Origin of the sequence: Flavobacterium sp. LC2016-01 (assembly GCF_009711135.1) — a bacterium.
Lineage (GTDB): Bacteria > Bacteroidota > Bacteroidia > Flavobacteriales > Flavobacteriaceae > Flavobacterium.
This window is the reverse complement of sequence record NZ_WMIC01000002.1, coordinates 541,414-563,269: the sequence shown is the minus strand read 5'-3', so window position 1 is coordinate 563,269 and position 21,856 is coordinate 541,414. Positions and strand designations below refer to the sequence as shown.

Here is a 21,856-nt window from a genome sequence, read left to right as displayed (position 1 = left end):
TGATTATTCAATAACAATTTTCTTTGCCGAAGCAGCATTTTGATTAATTAAGTATAAATAGTAAACACCTTTTGGCAATCCAGATAAATTGATTGTATTAAAATCTGTATTTTCTGCGTGTATGCTAAAAGTCTTAACCAATTTACCAGTTGTATCATAAACCGTAATTTTCTGGAAAGAAACATTAGAGATATTTACTATATCTTTTGTTGGATTTGGATAAATATTTGCATGGTTTAAGGCAGCGTCTTCCAGGCCTAACTGTTTGCAAGTACTGGAATAAGTTGTACTTGGTTCTTTAATATTTGCCCAATGCTCATTAGAATAAGCAACATTATCAACCTGGATACAAGAAAGAGACTTCAGTTGTAAGAAACTGCTATATTTAATTCCATCAGCTGATTTTTTTCCTGTCTGAGAAGGCAAAACAAAGTTTTCGTTGTTGCCATTTTGTACATTTAAAGAAGTCAAGGGATTAAACTCTAAATAAACCATTACTAATTTTTTGTTTGCTGATAAATCTAGTGTTGTCAGATGGTTTGAAGCTGCATTTAAACGTGTTAGTTCTGTATTGTGAGTAAGATCCAAAGTGCTCAAATTGTTGCTATAACATTGTAAGATATCTAATTTGATATTGTTAGAAAGATTTAATTCTGAAATTTGATTCAATTCACACGATAAATATGATAAATTAGAAAGATTAGATGTGTCTAATATTGTTAGTTTATTAGTTCCACAAGAAAGTTGCTCTATTTCATTATTAGCAGTTAGATCTAACTTACTTAACGAGTTATAATCAGCGGTTAAAGAATGTAGTTTTGTGTTTTTAGATAAATCAATTGATGAAATTTTATTTGCAGCAAAACTTAAGTTAAATAAATCTTTGTTGGCTGAAACATCTAAACTTGTCAATTGATTGTAATTCAAATCTAGCTTTGTTAGTAAGGTGTTTTTACTAACATCGACAGTGCTTAAATTGTTGTTTGAAAGATCTAAATAAGTTAAGGCAGTAAAATATTCGATTCCTGATATATCAGTAATATTAGCACCAGAAAGATCCAGAGATGTAATATCGCTAATATCGGCAGTAGCTATTTTTCCGTTAAGACCATCTTTATCAATTCCTAAATCAATTAATTTTTGTTCAAAACTGCTGTCTGGAAGTGTCGTGTAAATTGTACAATCTACGTTGTAATTCGCAGTACTGTCTTTAAAACTTGTCCAATTTTGACCTGAGTAAGCTTGATCATCAACCTGGATACAACTTAAATCTGAATTTTTAGTAAAGTTAGAATTGCTCGTAAAGTTTTTATTGTTTCCGTTTTTCAGGTTTAGAGATACTAATTTATTACTGCTGCAATCAAGAGAAGTTAAACTTTTGTTTTGTGAAATATCCAGCGCTCCTAATTGATTTGCGCTGCAATTAAGAGTTTGTAAACTTGTGAAACCTTTAATTCCTGTTAAGTCTTTGATATTGCTAGCTACGACATTTAAAGAAGTTATACTTGAAATACTGCTGTTTAAAACAGTTCCGTTTTTACCATCGTTATCGATTTTTAAAGCAATTAATTTATCCTCAAAAGCTGGATCTGGTATTGCGGTAATTTGAGCGCAGTCTACAGTTGAGTAAGATGCTGTAGCATCTTTGAAACCAGACCATTTTTCATTAGAATAAATTGCACTGTCAACAAGAATACACGTTAGCAAAGGGTTTTTCGAAAAGTTAATAACATACGGTTCCAACTGCATTGAGCCATTGTTTCCATTTTTTAAATTTATGTTGGTCAGCAACGGATTATCCGAACAGCGAAAATTAGTAAGAGATGTATTCTTAGAAACATCAATTGTTGTTATTTGGTTTGCTTCACAATTAAACAGGATTAATAATTTATTGTTTGAAACATCAACATCTGTTAGTTGATTTGTTGAACAGGTAAAATATTGCAAACTAAGATTCTTCGAAACATCTATGGCTTTTAAACTATTATTAGAGATGATTACGTATTCAAGAGCGACATTTTTAGAAAGATCGATCTCTGTTAAATTATTATAATTGGCAACAAGATATTTTAATGTCAAATTTTTAGAAACATCTAAGCGCGTCAGTTTATTTGACATTACGTTTAAAGAATCTAATGCTTTGAAATTTTCTATTCCAGTTAAGTCACTAATATTAGAATAATAAAGATTTAGTCCTTTTACATTGGAAATATTTGATGTTAAAACTTTTCCATCTGTTTCGCCTGAATCTAAACCAAGAGAAATTAATTTTTGCTCAAAATTAACATCAGGAATTGAGGTGTATGTAGGTAAACAGTCCAATGAAAATGAAGCTGTGTCATCTTTTGAGCTCGACCAATAGTTGTCAGCATACTTAATATCATCGACAAGAATACAATTTAGGTTTAAATTGTTAGTTAAATCTAAACTTGATTTTTGTCCAGGAATTAAAGTATTATTTCCATTTTTTAAATTAACACTTTTAAGTTGATTATTATTTATATATACAACTTCTAATTTATTGTTTTGAGATAAGTCCAGGCTTGTTAATTGATTTTCAGAAGCGTTTATATATTTTAGTTCCTTATTATTAGTAAGATTTAATTCTGAGAGTTTGTTATTGCTAATCCCTAAATTTGTAAGATTTATGTTTTGAGATAAATCAATTGAACTTATTTGATTTTTTTGGCTGATAAGCATTCGAAGTTTAACATTTTTAGAAACATCCAGGTTTGTTAAATTATTTTCGTCAAGCCATAAAGTTTCAAGCATGAGATTTTTGCTCAAATCAACAGAGTTTACTTTATTAGAGCTGAACATAAGGTATTGTAATCCTGTAAAATCTTCAATTCCTGTTAAATCTGTAACATTACTTTTTTCAATATTAAGATATGTTAAGGTTGAAATTTTTGATTTTAAGACTTTTCCATCAGGCTCTCCGGAATCAATTCCTAAAGCAATTAATTTATTTTCAAAATTAGCATCAGGAATTAAAGTAAACGCAGGAGCAGGACATGAAGTTTCATTAAAAGTTGCCTCAAGATCCTTTATTGTTGCCCAGTTTGTTGTTGAATATGTTGCATTATCAACTAGTATACAAGATAAATTCGGATTGTTGTTCAGTTTTGTTGAAGCGGTTTTTAACTTTGTATTATTTCCGTTTTTAAGATTTAGAATGTACAGATTATTGTCATTACAAGTTAAATCAGTCAGAATAGTATTTTTAGAAAAATCTAGATTTGTAATTTTATTTTTTCCACAATACACTGCATCAAGTAAAGTGTTTTTAGATACATCCAGGTTTAGTAACTGATTTTGTTCACAATTTAAAACTGTTAAAGCTGTATTCTTACTAACATCAAGAGTTGTCAGGGAATTTGTATAACATTCAAGATAGTACAAAAGTGTGTTTTTAGAAAGGTCTAAAGAGGTTAGTTTGTTCTGACCACTTTCTAATCCGCGTAATTGTAAATTTTTAGAAACATCTAAAGTAGAAATTTGGTTGTTATAACAGTATAATTGTTCTAAAGCCGTATTTTGAGAAACGTTCAATTCAGTCAATTGATTGCCCATGCAATATAATTCCTTTAAAAGAATATTATTTGAAACATTTAGCGCTGTTAGTTTATTGGCGTCAACATTTATCTGTTCTAATTGATAGTTTTGAGAAACATCTAAGGTTGTTAATTTGTTGTAAGGAGCATGTAAAAATTTTAAAGCAATAAAATCTTGAATTCCGGTTAGGTCGGTGATATTTTTTGTAGAAATACTTAACGATGTAAGATTGGCAATATTTGATGTTAAAACTTTTCCGTCGGGAGCGCCAGAGTCATAACCTTTTGCAATAAGAGCATTTTCAAAATTAAGATCGGGAATTAGGGTATAATCAAGCCCACAGCTAACATCATTGTAAGTTGCAGTTGCATCTTTTTTATTGGCCCAATTTGTATTTGAATAAGTTATGTCATCAACCAGAATACAGGATAAATTTGGGTTGCCTGCAGCGTTAAAGTCAGTAGGAATTAAAGTGTTTTTCCCATTTTTCACATTCAAAGAAATTAAATTATTCTCACTGCAATCCAAAGAGGTTAATGCTTTATTATTGGTAAGGTTTAATCTGGAAACTTTATTCTTGCTAATAGATAAAATCTCTAAAGCACTGTTTTTAGAAACATCAAGATTTGTAAGCAAGTTATTTGTACCGTATAAAAATTTTAACTGAAGGTTTTTAGTCAGATCTAAAAACGTGATTTTGTTTTGCTCAAAAGCAAAAGACAGCAACGCTATATTTTTTGTAAGGTCAATTGAAGTAATAAGATTATGATGGCAAGCCAGAATAGTTAGAGAAATGTTCTTGCTTACATCAATTGACGTTAACTTATTATAGGTACAAAAAAGAGATTCAAGTAAAGTATTTTTTGTAATATCCAATTCGCTTAAGTTGTTTTGTGCACAGCCAATTGAAGATAGAGAAATGTTTTTAGTAAGATTTAAATAATCTAATTTATTAGTATTGCAGTTTAAGTTTTTTAAACCCGTATTTTTTGTAATATCTAGACTTGTCAATAAATTATCTTGACAAGATAAATCGGTTAGATTCAGATTAAAACTTACATCTAAAGAAGTTAACTTGTTATAGGAACAATCTAATTTTTTTAAAGAGACAAAATCTTTTATTCCGGTTAAGTCAGCAATATTACTTGAAGAAAGATTCAAACTAGTTACGTTTGCAACGTTTGTTGTTAATACTTTTCCATCCGTAACTCCAGAATCAAAGCCTAAAGCAATTAATTTTTGCTCAAAATTAACATCCGGAATTGCAGTATATTGGGCATAAATAGAAAAGTTTGCTAATAAAAGCAACAAAAGTAGTTTTGTCTTCATAGAGTAGATTTAAGGATAAGGTCGAGCAATAATAATTAATTTTCGAAGAGATTCCTTACGGAAAACCGTAAGCGACTATTTGATTACCAATTTTCAGAAGAAAAAAGCCTTTAATTTTTTATAAGAATATTTTTAAGTATTTGATACAAAGAGTGTTTTGTTATCTTTTGGTTTCCTTAAAGTAAATTTAAATAATCATAAGACAGTGTTAATGGTTAGTTTTTTGTAACAAAAAGTCCTAATTTAGGCGCATCTTTTAACTTTGATATTAAATTAAGATTACATGAGTTATATTAAACCTATTAAATTATCTGCTTTTGCTTTATTAGTTTTGGCAGGTTGCGGAACAACTTTACAGGCACAATCTGCTGCTCCTAAGGAATTTATCAAAGCACCTTTGGCAGTTGTTAAAAAAGCACCGGTTACTGAAAATGAATTGAAAAGGTGGAGTCATCTTGATTTAGTAAAAGATTCGATTCCGGGAATGAGTGTTGACAGGGCTTACGCCGAATTATTGCAAGGAAAAACGGCTCAAAAGGTAATTGTAGGGATTGTAGATTCTGGTATTGATATCGAGCATGAAGATTTGCAGGGAAAAATCTGGACAAATACAAAAGAAATTCCAGGAAACGGAATTGATGATGATAAAAATGGATTCATTGATGATGTGCACGGATGGAATTTTCTTGGAAATGCTGTTCACGAAAATCTTGAATTGACACGTATTGTTAAAAAAGGCGACGATGGTTCAGCACAGTATAAAGCAGCATTAGCACTATATAATGAGAAATATGAAGAGGCTTTAAAAAATAAGCAGCAAGTTGATTTTTTAATGGAGGTTCATAAAACGATTCAAAAAGAGCTTAATAAAAAGACTTATAAAATTGAAGATTTAAGCACTTTAACCTCTACAGATCCAAAAGTAGCAAGGTCTAAAATGGTCATGACGCAAATTTTTACAAATGCAGGTCCAACTTTTGACCCTGAAGCTGATTTTGAAGAATACAGAGAACAGGTTTACGATGAAATTGATTATAATTTAAATAAAGACTACGACGGAAGAAAAATCGTAGGTGATAATCCTGATGACATTAAAAACAATCATTACGGAAACAATGTTGTTTATGGCCCAGATAAAGAAAAAGCATTGCACGGAACTCACGTTGCCGGAATTATTGCACAAGTTCGCGGCAATAACTTAGGCGGAGACGGTGTAGCAAATAATGTTGAAATCTTGACGGTAAGAGCAGTTCCTGATGGAGATGAGTATGACAAAGACATTGCATTGGCAATTCGCTACGCAGTTGACAACGGAGCAAAAGTAATCAACGGAAGTTTTGGAAAAACCTTTTCACCACATAAAGAGTGGGTTTATGAGGCGCTACTATATGCTGCAAAAAAAGATGTTTTAATTGTACATGCTGCGGGTAACGACGGATACAATATTGATGAAACTAAAAACATCAATTATCCAAATGATTCTAAAGACAACGTAAAAGAGTTTACAAATAATGTAATCACTGTTGGCGCAATCAAAAAAGAATATGGCGAAAATGTAGTGGCAGGATTCTCAAATTTCGGAAAAATAAATGTGGATGTTTTTGCTCCTGGTGAAGAGATTTACGCAACTGTTCCTAACAATAAATACAAATATTTACAGGGAACTTCAATGGCGTCTCCAAATGTTGCTGGAGTAGCTGCACTGATTCGTTCTTATTATCCAAAATTAAAAGCGGCTCAGGTGAAGCAAATTTTAATGGATTCTGGAGTGGCGCTTCCTTCAAAAGTTGTTTTGGGAGAAAGTGAAGAATCAATTGAAAAACCTAAAGCAGTTTCTTCTGCAGAATCATCAAAAACGGCTAAAATGGTAAATGCTTATAATGCTTTGCTTATGGCCGAAAAAATGTCTAAAAAATAATCAAATAAAATATACTAATCCGGTGGAAGGGCGGCAGTCCTTCCATTTTTATTGAAATAACCATGCGAAAAATAATACTATTATCCTTTCTGAGTTTGGGTTTAAACTCTGCTTTTGCACAAAGCGCTCCTTATTGGCAGCAACATGTCGATTACAAAATGGACGTATCGATGGATGTGAAAAATTATCTGTACAAAGGGAAACAAGAATTGGTTTACACCAATAATTCTCCAGATACTTTAAAAAAGGTTTTTTATCATTTATATCCAAATGCTTTTCAGCCTGGAAGTGAGATGGATGCTCGTCTGCATTCGATAAAAGATCCAGATGCAAGAATGGTGAATAAAATTAAAGATGCTGAAGGAAAAGAAATCAAACAAAGCCGAATTGAAACTTTAAAACCTAACGAAATTGGTTTCTTAAAAGTGACTAATTTTAAGCAAGACGGCGTTGTGGCTCAAACGAGACTTTCGTCAACTATTTTAGAAGTGACTTTGGCTAAGCCAATTCTTCCTAATTCTAAAACAACTTTTACATTAGATTTTGAAGGTCAGGTTCCTGTACAGATTCGTCGTTCTGGACGAAATAATAAAGAAGGAGTTGAACTTTCAATGTCGCAATGGTATCCTAAATTAGCTGAATTTGATTTTGAAGGATGGCATGCAGATCCTTATGTAGCTAGAGAATTTCACGGTGTTTGGGGCGATTTTGATGTAAAAATTACTATCGATAAAGATTATACACTTGGAGGTTCAGGATATTTGCAGGATAAAAATTCAATTGGACACGGTTATGAAGATGCTGGTGTAACAGTGGTTTATCCAAAAAAAGCAAAAACATTAACATGGCATTTTATCGCGCCAAATGTTCACGATTTTACTTGGGCAGCTGATAAAGCATACACGCATGATATTGTAAAAGGACCAAACGATGTTGATTTGCATTTCTTCTACAAAAATGACGAAAAAACAACTGGAAACTGGAAACAGTTAGAGCCTTTAATGGTAAAAGTGATGGATTATTACAATCATAGAGTGGGGCAATATCCGTACAAACAATATTCATTTATCCAAGGTGGCGATGGCGGAATGGAGTATGCCATGTGTACTTTGATGCTTGGCAGCGGAACACTTGAAGGAATTTTAGGAACTGCAACGCACGAATTAGGCCACTCTTGGTTCCAGCATATTTTGGCTTCAAACGAATCTAAACATCCTTGGATGGACGAAGGTTTTACAACTTACATCGAAGACAGTGCTTTGAATGAATTAAAAGGCGATAAAAAAGAAGTAAATCCGTTTAAAGGAAATTATGCAGCTTATTATAGTTTAGTAAATTCAGGAAAAGAACAGCCACAAACAACGCATGGGGATCGTTATGACGAAAATAAACCGTACAGTATTTCATCTTATGTAAAAGGAAGTATTTTCCTTTCGCAGTTAGAATATGTAATTGGAAAAGAAAACGTTGATGCGACTTTAAAAAGATATTTCAACGATTTTAAATTCAAACATCCAACTCCAAATGATATCAAAAGAACTGCAGAAAGAGTTTCTGGTGCTGAATTAGATTGGTATTTAGTAGATTGGGCAGAAACAGCAAATACAATTGATTACGGAATTAAAGACGTTGCTGATAATGCAGGAAAAACAACAGTTACTTTAGAAAGAATTGGAAGAATGCCAATGCCAATTGATTTGAAAGTAGATTATACTGACGGAACTTCTGAAATTTTCTACATTCCGTTAAGAATGATGAATTACATTAAACCTAATCCAAATCCAAACGAAAAGAGAACAGTTCTAGAAGATTGGGCTTGGGCACAGTCAAACTACAGTTTTACAATTGATAAAAACAAAACAGCCATCAAAAAAATCACGATCGATCCAAGTGGATTAATGGCTGATGTTAAAGCTGCAAATAATGTTTTTGAAGTGAAATAATGTTCAAAAAAGAATAAAAAGAAAGTCCCTTTTAAATTAATAAACGGGACTTTTTATTTTGTGTTAATCGAGATTTAACTCAAATGCTCAATCATATCTTTTGTCATAGTTTCAAGATCAAAAGTGTGTTTCCAGTTCCAGTCTTCTCTAGCAGAACTGTCGTCAATACTTGCTGGCCAGCTGTCCGCAATTTTCTGACGGAAATCTGGATTATAAGTAATTTCAAAATCCGGAATATGTTTTTTGATTTCATTCGCAATTTCTGTCGGAGTAAAACTCATTGCAGCTAAATTGTATGAAGAATGAATTTTAATTTCTTCAGTTGGAGCTTTCATAATATTAATGGTTGCATCAATGGCGTCATCCATATACATCATCGGCATTTTAGTTTCTGATGATAAAAAGCACTCGTATTTTTTATCGGCAATCGCTTTGTAGAAAATATCAACGGCATAATCTGTTGTTCCACCGCCCGGAGGAGTCGACCAGCTGATTAAACCTGGATAACGAATACTGCGAACATCAACACCATAAATATTATGGTAGTATTCACACCATCTTTCACCCGCTTGTTTACTGATTCCGTAAACTGTTGAAGGTTCCATCACGGTATATTGCGGTGTATTTTCTTTTGGAGTTGTTGGTCCAAAAACAGCAATACTGGATGGCCAGAAAATCTTTTTTATTTTTTTTGCTTTCGCCAAATTTAAAACGTGAAAAAGAGAGTTCATATTTAAATCCCAAGCAAAAGCTGGATTTTTTTCGGCTGTTGCAGACAAAAGCGCCGCCATCAAATAAATGTCAGTAATTTGATGTACTTCGACTAAATGTTCGATTTGGTTAAAATCTAAAGCATTGACCACTTCAAAAGGCCCTGAATTAACAACATCAGTATTAAGTTTTCGGATATCAGAAGCAATAACATTTTCTGTCCCGTACAGCTTGCGTAATTTTTGGGTCAATTCGGTCCCAATTTGACCGCAGGCGCCAATGATCAATATTTTCGGATTCATCTGTGTGAGTTTTAGAGAGACAAATATAACGTTTTCGCAATTACATACGTTTTTTAGAATCATAAATTATATATTCAATAACGAAAAAGTTTGTTTGTTGGATAATTCTCTTTTTCAGAGGTGTGTCTTTGTGTCTCCATGTATGTGCCCTTGTGCCTTTTGAAAATTTGCTATAGATTGCTTTTACAGCGTCAAAAAAAGAGCTCTGACTTCGCTCAGCTTGACATCGATAATTTAAGTCTGAAAAACTTAGTCCCGAGACTTCGGGATAGTATTTCAGCATCTTAGAACCTCAAAAAAAGCATTCGTAATTGTAAATTTACTTTGTAACTTTGTAGCTTAATGTTTTTTCAAATGAAATATAAGGTATCTCTTTTTTTGTTTCTCATTTTTGTGTTGAATTCATGTCAGAATGATAATGAAAAGCGCCTTGCCGAAAACGCAAAAGAAGCAAAAAAGAATGAAAAAATCTTCAATAATATTAATAAAGCGTGGACTTTTATCGATGAACCAATTAATGAAGCTGCAGAAAAAAATGCAGGTACATGGACGGAATGGCGTGAATTTTTAAAAGAAATTGGAGATAAACCAAGAAGAACAATCGGAGCATTTCAAAAAAAGTCAAAAGCGATTTCAAAAAAAGCAGTGGCTTTGAACAATAATATTCCAGCTGAACTTAATCAGCCGGCCATTAAAAGCCGAATTTCAATTTTGATTACCAAAGTCAAAATGATGGAATTATTTATCAATTTGAGCACTGTTCCAGATGATAAAGTGATGCTGTTAATTGGGGAAATCAACAAAGAAATTATTTCGCTGGAAAGACAAATGGATAAAATTGTTGAAAAAAGCAAAATTCCAAAAGAACAGGGAGAAGAAGATTTCTTGAAAATGTTAGATACAACGCGCGCGATTCCGAATTCGAATTCACCTCAGGTTCCAATACAAAAAATAGATCAAAACGCACCAAAAGTTGAGTAAAAACGCCTTATATACAACGTACGACAATTTGCCAAAAGCACAGCAGATTGCATCAAGTCTGCTAGAAGGAAATCAGATAAAAATGAACCTTCACGGATTGCTTGGATCTGCGGTTTCATTTATAATTCGCTCTGTTTTCAAGAAAACCGAACTGCCTTTTTTAATTGTTTTAGACAATAAAGAAGAAGCGGCCTATTATCTGAATGATCTCGAACAAATGGTTGGCGAGCAGGATGTATTGTTTTATCCGGCTTCTTTCCGTCGTCCGTATCAGGTTGATGAAACTGATAATGCGAATGTTTTACTTCGCGCTGAGGTTTTAAACCGAATCAATTCCAGAAAAAAACCAGCCATAATTGTGACGTATCCTGAAGCACTTTTTGAGAAAGTGGTGACGCGCCAGCAATTGGATAAAAATACTTTAAAAGTCGCTTTGAACGATAAAATTTCGATTGATTTTATCAACGAAGTGTTGTTTGAATATGAATTTAAAAGAGTCGATTTTATCACAGAACCTGGCGAATTTTCGGTTCGTGGAGGAATTGTAGATGTTTTTTCTTTTTCAAACGATCATCCGTATCGAATTGAATTCTTTGGAAATGAAGTGGACAGTATCAGAAGTTTTGATGTAGAAACACAATTGTCTGTCGAAACGCATAAAAAAATCACGATTATCCCGAATGTCGAAAACAAGGTATTTCAGGAAAACCGTGAAAGTTTTTTAGATTATATTGCCGAAAAAACAGTTCTTTTCATTCAAAATACGGACGGACTTTTTAGTCAATTGGATAAACAATTTGCAAGAGCAGAAGAAGCTTTTGAGAAATTATCCAAAGAAATAAAACACGCGACTCCGGAACAATTGTTCTTAAATCAAAGTTCCTTTATAAAACGTGCTTTGGACTTTTCGATTGTCGAATTGGCTTCCAAACCCATTTTTAAAACCACCAAGAAATTCGAATTTCATATTCAGCCTCAGCCTTCTTTCAATAAACAATTTGATTTGTTGCTGAATAATCTGAGCGACAATCATTTTAACGGATATAAAAATTATTTGTTCTGTTCGAATGAAACGCAGGCAAAACGTTTTCATGATATTTTTGAATCTTTGGATGAAGCCAATTCAGAGAATATCCGAAAACAATACAACACGATTGTACTGCCTTTGTACCAAGGATTTATTGACGAGGAAAATCAGATTACGGCTTATACCGATCACCAGATTTTTGAGCGTTATCATAAATTCAACATCAAAAACGGTTATTCAAAAAAGCAAAATATTACGCTGAAAGAATTGACTTCACTTTCTGTCGGTGATTATGTAACGCACATCGATCACGGAATCGGGAAGTTTGGCGGTTTGCAGAAAATTCAAGTGGAAGGCAAAACGCAGGAAGCCATAAAATTGGTTTATGCTGATAATGATATTGTGTACGTAAGCATTCACTCGCTTCATAAAATTTCCAAATACAACGGAAAAGACGGAACGCCTCCTAAAATCTACAAATTAGGTTCGAACGCCTGGAAAATTTTAAAACAAAAAACCAAAGCGCGTGTCAAACATATTGCCTTCAATTTGATTCAATTGTATGCAAAACGACGTTTAGAAAAAGGTTTTCAATTTGCGCCGGATAGTTATTTGCAAAACGAATTAGAAAGTTCGTTCATTTACGAAGACACGCCCGATCAAACTAAATCGACAGCAGAAGTAAAAGCTGATATGGAAAGCGATCGCCCAATGGATCGTTTGGTCTGTGGTGACGTTGGTTTCGGAAAAACGGAAGTTGCGATTCGTGCCGCTTTTAAAGCTGTTGATAATAGCAAACAAGTCGCCGTTTTGGTGCCGACAACGATTTTGGCTTATCAACATTATAGAACTTTTACGGAACGATTAAAAGATATGCCGGTTTCAATTGGTTATTTAAACCGATTCAGAACGGCAAAGCAAAAAACACAGACCTTAAAAGATTTAGCCGAAGGAAAACTAGATATTGTCATTGGAACACATCAATTAGTCAACAAAAATGTAGTTTTTAAAGACTTAGGTTTATTGATTGTTGATGAAGAACAAAAATTTGGCGTTAACGTAAAAGATAAATTAAAAACCATTGCTGCGAATGTTGATACGTTGACATTAACCGCAACCCCGATTCCGAGAACACTTCAGTTTTCGTTAATGGCGGCGCGTGATTTATCTGTAATTACGACACCTCCGCCAAATCGTTATCCGATTGAAACGAATGTGGTTGGTTTTAATGAAGAAATTATTCGTGATGCGATTTCGTATGAAATCCAGCGAAACGGACAGGTTTTCTTCATCAATAACCGAATCGAAAATATAAAAGAAGTAGCTGGAATGATTCAGCGTTTGGTTCCAAATGCAAGAGTCGGAATTGGTCACGGGCAAATGGACGGCGCCAAACTGGAAGATTTGATGTTAGGTTTCATGAACGGAGATTTTGATGTTTTGGTTGCAACAACCATCATTGAAAGTGGATTGGACGTTCCAAATGCCAACACGATTTTCATCAACAATGCTAACAATTTCGGATTATCAGATTTGCATCAAATGCGTGGTAGAGTAGGGCGTAGTAATAAAAAAGCATTCTGTTATTTCATCTGTCCGCCGTATTCTTCGATGACTGAAGATGCCAGAAAACGTATTCAGGCTTTGGAGCAATTCAGCGAACTCGGAAGCGGTTTCAACATTGCCATGAAAGATCTTGAAATTCGTGGTGCGGGAGATTTACTGGGTGGAGAACAAAGCGGTTTCATCAACGAAATTGGTTTTGATACGTACCAAAAAATCATGAACGAAGCCATCGAAGAATTAAAAGAAAACGAATTTAAAGATTTATATCCGGAAGAGAACGATATTGAAACGAAAGAATACGTAAAAGATTTACAAATCGATACGGATTTTGAATTGTTATTTTCGGATGAATATATCAACAACGTTACCGAGCGTTTGAGTTTGTACAACGAATTAGGTTCTGTGAAAAACGAAGCAGAATTGGTTATTTTCCAAAACAAATTAATTGACCGTTTCGGGCCGTTGCCTCCGCGTGCCAATGCTTTGATGAACAGTATTCGCATCAAATGGATTGCTACTGCCGTAGGAATTGAGAAACTGGTGATGAAAAAAGGCAAAATGATTGGTTATTTCGTCTCCGATCAGCAATCGGATTATTACCAATCGAAGCGTTTTCATAAAATGATAAAATTTGTACAGACACACAGTAATCTTTGTACGATGAAAGAAAAGCAAACGCCAAACGGTTTGCGACTTTTACTGACTTTTGAGAATGTAAAATCAACGAAACGAGCTTTGGAATTGATGGAGATGTTGGGAGAGTAATATTCTGATTTAGGAGCAGATCAATTTTGTTTCATAAGAACATTAGTCCCGCTATCCCTTTCAATCTTTTACGCCGAACCCCGGCGCAAAAGGATTTCCAGTCCTATCGGGGCTAAGCGAGAAGTTTTGTAGTTCTATTTACCTCATTTTAAAAGAATAATTATAATGAAGATGACTTCAAAAAGCCTTTATAAATTAGGTTTTATAGGATTGATTCCAAATTTCGGATTGATAGCTGGAATAGTTTTAATTTTTCAGGGATTTATTAGAAAGGATAATAAAATGAAATTAATAGGATTGGCCGGAATTCTTTTCACTCCTTTATTTTGGTATATTTTTCTAAACAGTGATTTTCAAAAAAAGAATCTAATTCAATTTACCAATATTCAATTGAACGAAGTAGTGAAAGATTTGGAGTTTTATAAAAGTAAAAATGGTCAATATCCAGATAGTTTGGCACAATTAAGACCACAAAATAAGTTTTTTAGCGATCAGGAACTTTTCAGTAATGAATTTGATTTTAATAAATCTAAACCTGCAAGATTTTATTATAAAAAATTAGAAAATGATTATGTTTTGAAGTCATTTGGACCAGATTTAATTTTAAATACCAAGGATGATATTTATCCTGAATTAAAAATAGAAAAATAAAAATTCGTGCTAATTCGCGAATTGCTTTGCCTGTTCGCTATCGTTCGGGTCGTGGCAAAAAATTATTAAGTTTTATTTATCTTTTATTTAAGAAAAATCTTAGAACTAAAAAGTTTTCTTTGATAAAATTTCAAAGCGAACTTATATGCACTGCTACTACTACTACTACTTTATTCTTCTATTTTTATTTTTTGGATTAACTACAATAACTGCTCAGGAAAAAAATAAAATTGTTTTAAACGATACATTGAAATCGGAAACAATTGATCCGCTTCGTCCGGCAAAAGCAGCTTTTTATTCGGCTATTTTACCTGGTTTAGGACAGGTTTACAATAAAAAATACTGGAAAGTTCCATTGGTTTATGGCGCAATTGGCACCAGCGTTTACTTTTATGTTGACAGCCAGAAAAATTATAATATTTACCGAGACGAATACAAAAATAGACTTCTTGGCAAAACAAGTGATTCAGATTATCTGGCCAGATTAAGTGAAAATCAATTATTGACTGCGCAAAAACAGTTTCAGAGAAACAGAGATTTATCAGCCTTATTTATTGTAGGTTTTTATGTTTTAAATATCATTGATGCTAATATTGATGCCGCTTTGTCTCAATTTAATGTAAGTGAAAAATTGGCTTTTAAACCTGTAATAAATTTCAGAAATGAAAACCTGTCTCGCAATTATGGACTTTCTCTTGCTTATTCATTTTAAAAAGATTGTATAAAAAATGGCGCACGAAAATTTCATGCGCCATTTTTACTTACTACCTAATTAACCAAATTTTTATATTTTCTTCAATCCTTTTAATTCAGAATTGTTTCCTTCTTTAATACTGATGGCAACGCCACCGCCCGGAGCTAAGTATTGTTTCAATTTTGTTTTTGAGTTTACAATAACTTTTGTAACCGTATATTTCTGTGGATTTTTGTTCCAATTTGCTTCTTTGGCATCAGCGTAAATCGTAGCAATGTAACTTTTTCCGGCAGGTAAATAATCAAATGAAATGTTGGCTGTTCTTGCATTTTCATCCGTAATACCGCCAATAAACCATTCATTTTTGCCTTTTGCTTTACGTGCAATTGTGATGTAATCTCCAGGTTCCGCTTCAAGAATATAACTGTTATCCCAATCAACAGCTACATCTTTTATGAACTGAAAAGCATCTGGAAAACGCTCGTAATTTCCCGGAATATCAGCTGCCATTTGCAACGGACTGTACATGGTTACATAATAAGCCAATTGTTTTACCAAAGTGGTATTTACGCGCTGTGTACTTCCTGTTCCGTAATACGAAAGATCCGTTTGGAAAATTCCCGGTGTAAAATCCATTGGGCCTCCCATTAATCTTGTAAAAGGCAAAATGGTAGTATGATCCGGCGCTAAACCTCCCATTGATTCAAACTCGGTTCCACGAGCAGATTCCTGAGCAATCCAGTTTGGGAAGGTTCGGTTTAGACCCGTTGGGCGAACAGCTTCGTGACTGTCAATCATAATTTTATAATCGGCGGCACGTTTGGCAACATTGATATAATGATTGACCATCCATTGTCCGTCATGATGTTCGCCACGCGGAATAATTTTCCCAACATAACCTGTTTTCACAGCATCGTAACCATTATCATTCATAAACTGAAAAGCACGGTCTAATCGTCTTTCATAATTCGTTGCCGATCCTGAAGTTTCATGGTGCATGATAATTTTCACTCCTTTTGAAGCCGCATATTCATGAACTGCTTTTACGTCAAAATCCGGATAAGCCGTTACATAATCAAAAACTTCTTCCTTCCAGTTGTTGATCCAGTCTTCCCAGCCAATGTTCCAGCCTTCAATCAAAATCGCATCAAAACCATTTTTAGATGCAAAATCAATATATTCTTTGGCTCTTTCTGTTGTAGCTCCGTGTTTTCCATTCGGCGTAAGCTTGGTGAAATCATCTGTTAATTTTACATTATTTTCTTTTCCAAAAGCCCAGGTACTTCTTCCTGCCACAAAATATTCCCACCAAATTCCGATGAATTTTACCGGTTTGATCCAGGAAACATCTTTGTAACTTGTTGGTTCATTAAGATTCAGAATTAATTTCGAAGCTAAAATTTCAGTCGCTTTATCGCTTACTACAATTGTTCTCCATGGCGATTGCGCATCGGTCTGCATATAACCTTTTGCACCAACAGCATCTGGAGCCAAATGACTTTTCATTTTGTTATTTACAGCATCGACCTCAAGATACATGGCCGGATAATTGATTAATCCCGCTTCGTGAATGTTGATGTATAAACCGTCATCAGATTTCATCATTGAAGGCGTCTGTACGGACAATTCTTTTATTGGACATTGCGCATTGATTTCAATAGTCGCTTTTTTCATCAGCGAAGGAATCTCTGAAATCTTCGAAGTCGTGTACGCATATTCATTCGTATCATAATCTCCCGGAATCCAGAAAATTTTATGATTTCCGGCCAAATTAAATTCAGAACGTTCTTCCTTAATTACAAAATAACTTAGATCATTTTGCTTCGGAAATTCATATCTGAAACCTAATCCATCGTTGAATAAACGGAAACGGATTCGGATAAATCGGTTGTTGTTTTTCGCTTGCGCTAAAGTCACAACCAATTCGTTGTAATGATTGCGGATCGTTTTTTCTTCTCCTAAAACAGGATCCCAATTTTCATCAACAGAAGATTGTGCTGAATTGGTAACCGTAAAACCGTCCATGAAAGAATCGCCATTTTGAATTTCTAATCCTAATGTACTCGGTTTAATAACGGGTTTTTGTTTGTATGATAATTGGTAAGAAGGAATTCCACCGTCTTTCAATTCAAACTTTAAAGAAAGATTTTTATCTGGCGAGGTTATTTCCTGCGCGCGAACCCAAAATGAGTTCGCACACACGAAAAGTAAGAGCAATATTGTTTTGCCCAAACGAATTTGGAGCGGTATTTTTTGGGATTGAAAATTCATGTTATTTGGTTTTTGTGCAAATTTAATTCTATTTAAAATTGCATTGGAATTAATTTTTCAATATTAAATATTGAAAAGGCTGCAGTGTTATTTCACTGCCAAGAGTTACTGAAGTACCTGTAAAAGCATCTTTCCATGTTGCTTTTAACGCAGGAGCTACAAGATATTTTGCAGCACTGTCTGTTAAGTTAGAAAGAACCAATACTTTTTCAGACTCGTTTACCATAGTAAAAGCACTTACAGCATCATTACTGTATCCTGTGTAAGTTCCTTTTTTGATAGCATTACTAGTGTTTCTAAAAGCGATTATTTTTTTGTATTCGGCTAAAACAGAAGCATCAGCCGTAGACCAGTCGATTGGCGTTTTGGCAAAATAATTGATTCTTTTATTGTAACCCACTTCTTGTCCGTTGTAAATCATTGGAACCGATTTCAGATATGCAGCAACAACAAATGTAGCGATTGAACCTTGTTTACCTCCAAAAAGTTCATAAGGAGTTCCTTCAGCAAGATTTACGTCATGATTGCTTGTATATCTAACAATTCTGTTCTCAGGGTTGTAATTGTTGGCATATTCTGTTGCATTTGATTCCTGAATCGTAGTTGCCGGTTTGTTTTCTTTGAATAATTTTTCTAAAGTTGAAAAGAAATTAAATCCAAAAGTATAATCAAAACCAGAAGCAAAATGATTCACTTTTGAACCTTCAGCAAGCATTAAAATGGTCTTATTTTTTTTAATAGCTCTTAATTTTGTGATCGCATCTGACCAAAATGTCTGCGGCACTAAATCGGCATAATCACATCTGAAACCGTCGACATTTGCATTGTAAACCCAGTAAGACATCGCATCAATCATAGCGTCTTTCATCTCAGTATTATTGAAATCCAACTGTGCAACATCGTTGTAATTTGTTCCTGGTGGAATTATAATTTCTCCTTTGTCATTTTTTTGATACCAGTTTGGATGCTGTGTAATCCAGGCATTATCCCATGATGTATGGTTGGCAACCCAGTCCAGAATTACAGCCATATTTTTTTTGTGTGCTTCTTCAACCAAAACCTGAAGATCTTGTAACGTACCAAAATCAGGATTTACTGCTTTATAATCTTTTACAGCATATGGTGAACCCAATTCTCCTGAAGCTTTTACTTTTCCTACCGGATAAACAGGCATTAAATAAAGGACATTGACACCCAATTCCTGAATTTGAGTCAATCTGTCCTGAACACCTTTTAAGGTTCCGGCCTGACTAAAAGCACGAATGTTTACCTGATAAATGATAGCGTCTTCCTTTTTTGGCATTTTTTCGAAAGAAGCACCATATTGTTGATAAGGAGAACTTGGAGCCGGATTGTCATCAGAAGAACTGCACGAAATAAATGCTAACGCAAGTAATGCCGTATAGACGATGTTTATATTTGATCTCATATTTTTTGAATTTGATTTCATAAACAGAAAGTTGAAAGATATCCTGCCTTTCCCTCAAAAAAGGCAGGTATCACTCAAACTAATCTAGCTTATTTTTAATAATGATAGATTATTTTTTAACAATGGTACAAGTAGCAGTTTTTGGATAACCATTCGTTACCGGATCTACTTCATTGATTTTAAAAGTTACTTCGTACAAGCCTGCTTCAGGAATGTCATAAGCACCTCCATTGTCTAAATTAATTGTATTGGTTGAAGGATCTGCTGGTCCATAATTGATAGTCCAGCTATTGTTTAGTCTGAATTTTAAAGCTCCTGTAGTTAAATTGGCCGTAACTTTCCAGGTTTTGGTTTGATGGTCGTAGCTCATTGGTGTGCTATTATCCCATCCGCCTGCTTGAGAAGTTCCAACAATTCCCCATGAATAAGGCGTAGCGCTCCATTTTAAAGTATTTAAATTAGCTTTAATTTGGTACGAACCTGCTCCCGGAAGTGTAAAATCAGTGTCACTCATGTTTTTCATATCAGCATTTGTTGCACCAGCACCAAAAAATTGCGCCCAGTTTCTTCCTTTGTTTAATTTAAATCCAGGACCCGCACCGTCAGGCAAAGTCATATAACCCTGATAAACTTGCAATTGGATTTCTGTTAAGGCAGCAGCAGTTTCTACAGCCCATCCTTGATAACTTCCCGGCATATAGATTTCGCCTATAACCACAGTTTTTAAGTAAGGAGTAACTTTGATGGTAACCGGATCTGAATAAATTCTATGATCCATTGAAGATTCTACGCGAATTACTAAATCTCCCGCAACATTAGGTTTAAGCCCTAAATCTGTGGCAATTTTATTCAATTCGAAACTAGTAAAGGATTTGCTTAAAACATCTTCTCCAACGTCAACACGTTTCGCTTTTGCCCAAGCTTCAGTTCCTGTAATGTCGGTAGGTAAATCAAATTGTATCGCATAAGTTACAGGTGCAGCAATTGGATAGGTTACTTTTGGCCAAGACACCAATAAAGCGGATTGATCTGAAGTATCTTCTTTAAGTACAATTGTGCTTGACGAAACTTCAATCGCAGAAGGAAACGTTACCGTTGCTAAGGTTGTTAGTTGTCCTTCGGTTTCGCAGGAAGCAGCTAAAAAAAGCAAACTGCCTAATACGAATAATTTATTTATATATTTTTTCATAATAGTTTTTGTTTTTAGTAACCTGGGTTTTGTTTAAGTCCGTGATTTGCATCTAAAGCAGATGTTGGAATTGGGAACAATTTTCTGAAAACAGGAGAAGCTGGTCTGAATTCGTTTGCCAATAAAAATTTGTCAAAACGAATCATGTCTTGTCTTCTATGACCTTCCCAGTTTAATTCGAATCCTCTTTCGTTATAAATATCGTCAAGAGTTGGGTTTGCAGCCAGACCATCTAAACCGGCACGTTGTCTGATTTGATCTACAAAAGGTTTCGCAGCAGCAGGATTTCCTAAACGTACATTACATTCTGCCATCATTAAAATTACGTCAGCATATCTGAAAATCGGAAAATCATTTGAAGCTCCACCACCGCTTTTTACTCCAGCAGGATAGAACTTAACATTACGAACTCCCGCTTGAGGAGCTGCTCCTGGATTATCTAAAGAACCCACTTCAAGCGTGTAATTAAATCCGCCCGGTTGTTCTCCAAATAAAAATTGTTTTCTTCTAATATCATTTGTAGCATATTTCAGGAAGAAATCGGTAGGCACAATAGTTCCGTTCCATCCAGAAAGTCCAAACATATTGGTGCCCTGTGGACCGTATACACTACGAACAGCGTAAACGTTACGAGAAACGACATCAAGCGTCGCAAAAATTGGCAAAATCGTTTCGTCATCTGGAAGTACATCCCCAAATAATTCGTAGTATTTATTTCCTAACGGACTAGCATCATTTGCTGCACCAGAATGCAGTGTAAAACCACCTTCGCTTACTTTATTGCAAGCCGCTAAAGATTCGGCCCATTTTGCTTCTCCAGTATAAACCTGAGCATTCAAATATACTTTTGCTAAAAGCGTATAACCAGCCCATTTGTTGAATCTCCCGTAATAATTTCCTCCTTTTGTAACAGAAAGCAATTCTACGTTTGCAGTTAATTCTTTTACGATAAAAGCATACACTTCTTTACGGCTAGACTGAGGAATTTTATCAACTGTAATATTATTATCGGTGAAGAAAGGAACATCACCAAAATCATCAATCAATAAATAATAAAAGAAAGCGCGCAATACTTTTGCTTCAGCAATTTTTGAAGGATCTGCTTTTGCTTTTTCTAATAATTCAACCGCTAAATTGGCTTTGAAAATACTATTGTATAACCAGTTCCAGGTATTGTTGATAATGAATTCATTTGGCAGCCACTCATGTTTGTGCAAACGGGCAAAATCCTGTTGCCAGTTACCGTCATTTCTATGCGGAATCACCTGCTCATCTGATGACATACAGTTCATGTCGTACCAGCCGTTATCAGCTCCGGCGTAACCTACTCCAGGTACACTTTTACGTTCAAAATCTCCAGGGATTTCGGCATAAACACTGGCCAGCGCTATGTTGGCTCCTTCCGGAGTTCCGTAAAACGTGTCAGGTTGGTATTTGTCGTATATATTTTCGTTGATATCTGTACAACTAAAAAGTGTTAGGAGGCATGCGCTTCCTGCTAGTACTATATTTTTAATTTTCATTT

At 34.4% G+C, this 21,856-nt stretch carries 12 protein-coding genes; 6 read left to right on the top strand and 6 right to left on the bottom strand.

Translation table 11 applies throughout. The features are described 5' to 3' along the window. Positions 1 to 3: 3 nt before the first annotated feature. Entirely contained in the window at positions 4 to 4,884 is a 4,881-nt protein-coding gene (locus GKZ88_RS06755) for a T9SS type A sorting domain-containing protein (RefSeq protein WP_155101614.1), read from the bottom strand. A 283-nt stretch (positions 4,885 to 5,167) separates the two neighbouring features. Between GKZ88_RS06755 and GKZ88_RS06750 the strand changes: the two genes are divergently transcribed. Both GKZ88_RS06750 and GKZ88_RS06745 read left to right on the top strand, forming a co-directional pair. Then, positions 5,168 to 6,802, top strand: coding sequence for a S8 family peptidase (locus GKZ88_RS06750; protein WP_155101613.1), 1,635 nt, complete (start codon positions 5,168 to 5,170; stop codon positions 6,800 to 6,802). A gap of 62 nt (positions 6,803 to 6,864) precedes the next feature. After that, a complete protein-coding gene (locus tag GKZ88_RS06745) occupies positions 6,865 to 8,745 on the top strand; it encodes a M1 family metallopeptidase (protein WP_155101612.1) in 1,881 nt (626 codons plus the stop codon). 74 nt (positions 8,746 to 8,819) lie between these two features. Here the strand turns inward: GKZ88_RS06745 and GKZ88_RS06740 are convergent, their stop codons facing one another. After that, positions 8,820 to 9,758 carry an L-threonine 3-dehydrogenase gene (locus GKZ88_RS06740; RefSeq protein WP_155101611.1) on the bottom strand — a complete coding sequence of 313 codons (939 nt, stop codon included), beginning with the start codon at positions 9,756 to 9,758 and terminating at the stop codon, positions 8,820 to 8,822. Positions 9,759 to 10,112: 354 nt separating this feature from the next. Here GKZ88_RS06740 and GKZ88_RS06735 point away from each other — a divergent pair, with 354 nt between their 5' ends. The 4 genes from GKZ88_RS06735 (at position 10,113) to GKZ88_RS06720 (ending at position 15,460) form a co-directional block, all read left to right on the top strand. Next, the gene (locus GKZ88_RS06735; RefSeq protein ID WP_155101610.1) at positions 10,113 to 10,739 is read left to right on the top strand and encodes a hypothetical protein; all 627 of its coding nucleotides are present in this window, start codon (positions 10,113 to 10,115) and stop codon (positions 10,737 to 10,739) included. Beyond that, complete coding sequence (gene mfd / locus GKZ88_RS06730) at positions 10,732 to 14,097, top strand: transcription-repair coupling factor (protein WP_155101609.1); 3,366 nt, start codon at positions 10,732 to 10,734, stop codon at positions 14,095 to 14,097. The genes GKZ88_RS06735 and mfd overlap by 8 nt, the downstream gene beginning before the upstream one ends. A gap of 165 nt (positions 14,098 to 14,262) precedes the next feature. Next, positions 14,263 to 14,748 carry a tripartite tricarboxylate transporter TctB family protein gene (locus GKZ88_RS06725; RefSeq protein ID WP_155101608.1) on the top strand — a complete coding sequence of 162 codons (486 nt, stop codon included), beginning with the start codon at positions 14,263 to 14,265 and terminating at the stop codon, positions 14,746 to 14,748. A gap of 145 nt (positions 14,749 to 14,893) precedes the next feature. After that, positions 14,894 to 15,460: a DUF5683 domain-containing protein gene (locus GKZ88_RS06720; RefSeq protein ID WP_155101607.1), complete on the top strand. Its 567-nt coding sequence runs from the start codon at positions 14,894 to 14,896 to the stop codon at positions 15,458 to 15,460. Between the two features lie 72 nt (positions 15,461 to 15,532). On the opposite strand, the gene GKZ88_RS06715 is transcribed toward GKZ88_RS06720, so the two are convergent. From GKZ88_RS06715 to GKZ88_RS06700, 4 genes are all read right to left on the bottom strand, one after another. Further along, the gene (locus GKZ88_RS06715; RefSeq protein WP_230392470.1) at positions 15,533 to 17,713 is read right to left on the bottom strand and encodes a glycoside hydrolase family 97 protein; all 2,181 of its coding nucleotides are present in this window, start codon (positions 17,711 to 17,713) and stop codon (positions 15,533 to 15,535) included. Positions 17,714 to 17,762: 49 nt separating this feature from the next. Continuing rightward, positions 17,763 to 19,142: an alpha-amylase family glycosyl hydrolase gene (locus GKZ88_RS06710; RefSeq protein WP_155101606.1), complete on the bottom strand. Its 1,380-nt coding sequence runs from the start codon at positions 19,140 to 19,142 to the stop codon at positions 17,763 to 17,765. A gap of 109 nt (positions 19,143 to 19,251) precedes the next feature. After that, positions 19,252 to 20,331 carry a SusE domain-containing protein gene (locus GKZ88_RS06705; protein ID WP_155101605.1) on the bottom strand — a complete coding sequence of 360 codons (1,080 nt, stop codon included), beginning with the start codon at positions 20,329 to 20,331 and terminating at the stop codon, positions 19,252 to 19,254. A 14-nt stretch (positions 20,332 to 20,345) separates the two neighbouring features. Then, positions 20,346 to 21,854 (bottom strand): RagB/SusD family nutrient uptake outer membrane protein, encoded by a 1,509-nt coding sequence (locus tag GKZ88_RS06700; protein WP_155101604.1) that lies wholly within the window; start codon positions 21,852 to 21,854, stop codon positions 20,346 to 20,348. Positions 21,855 to 21,856: the final 2 nt, after the last annotated feature.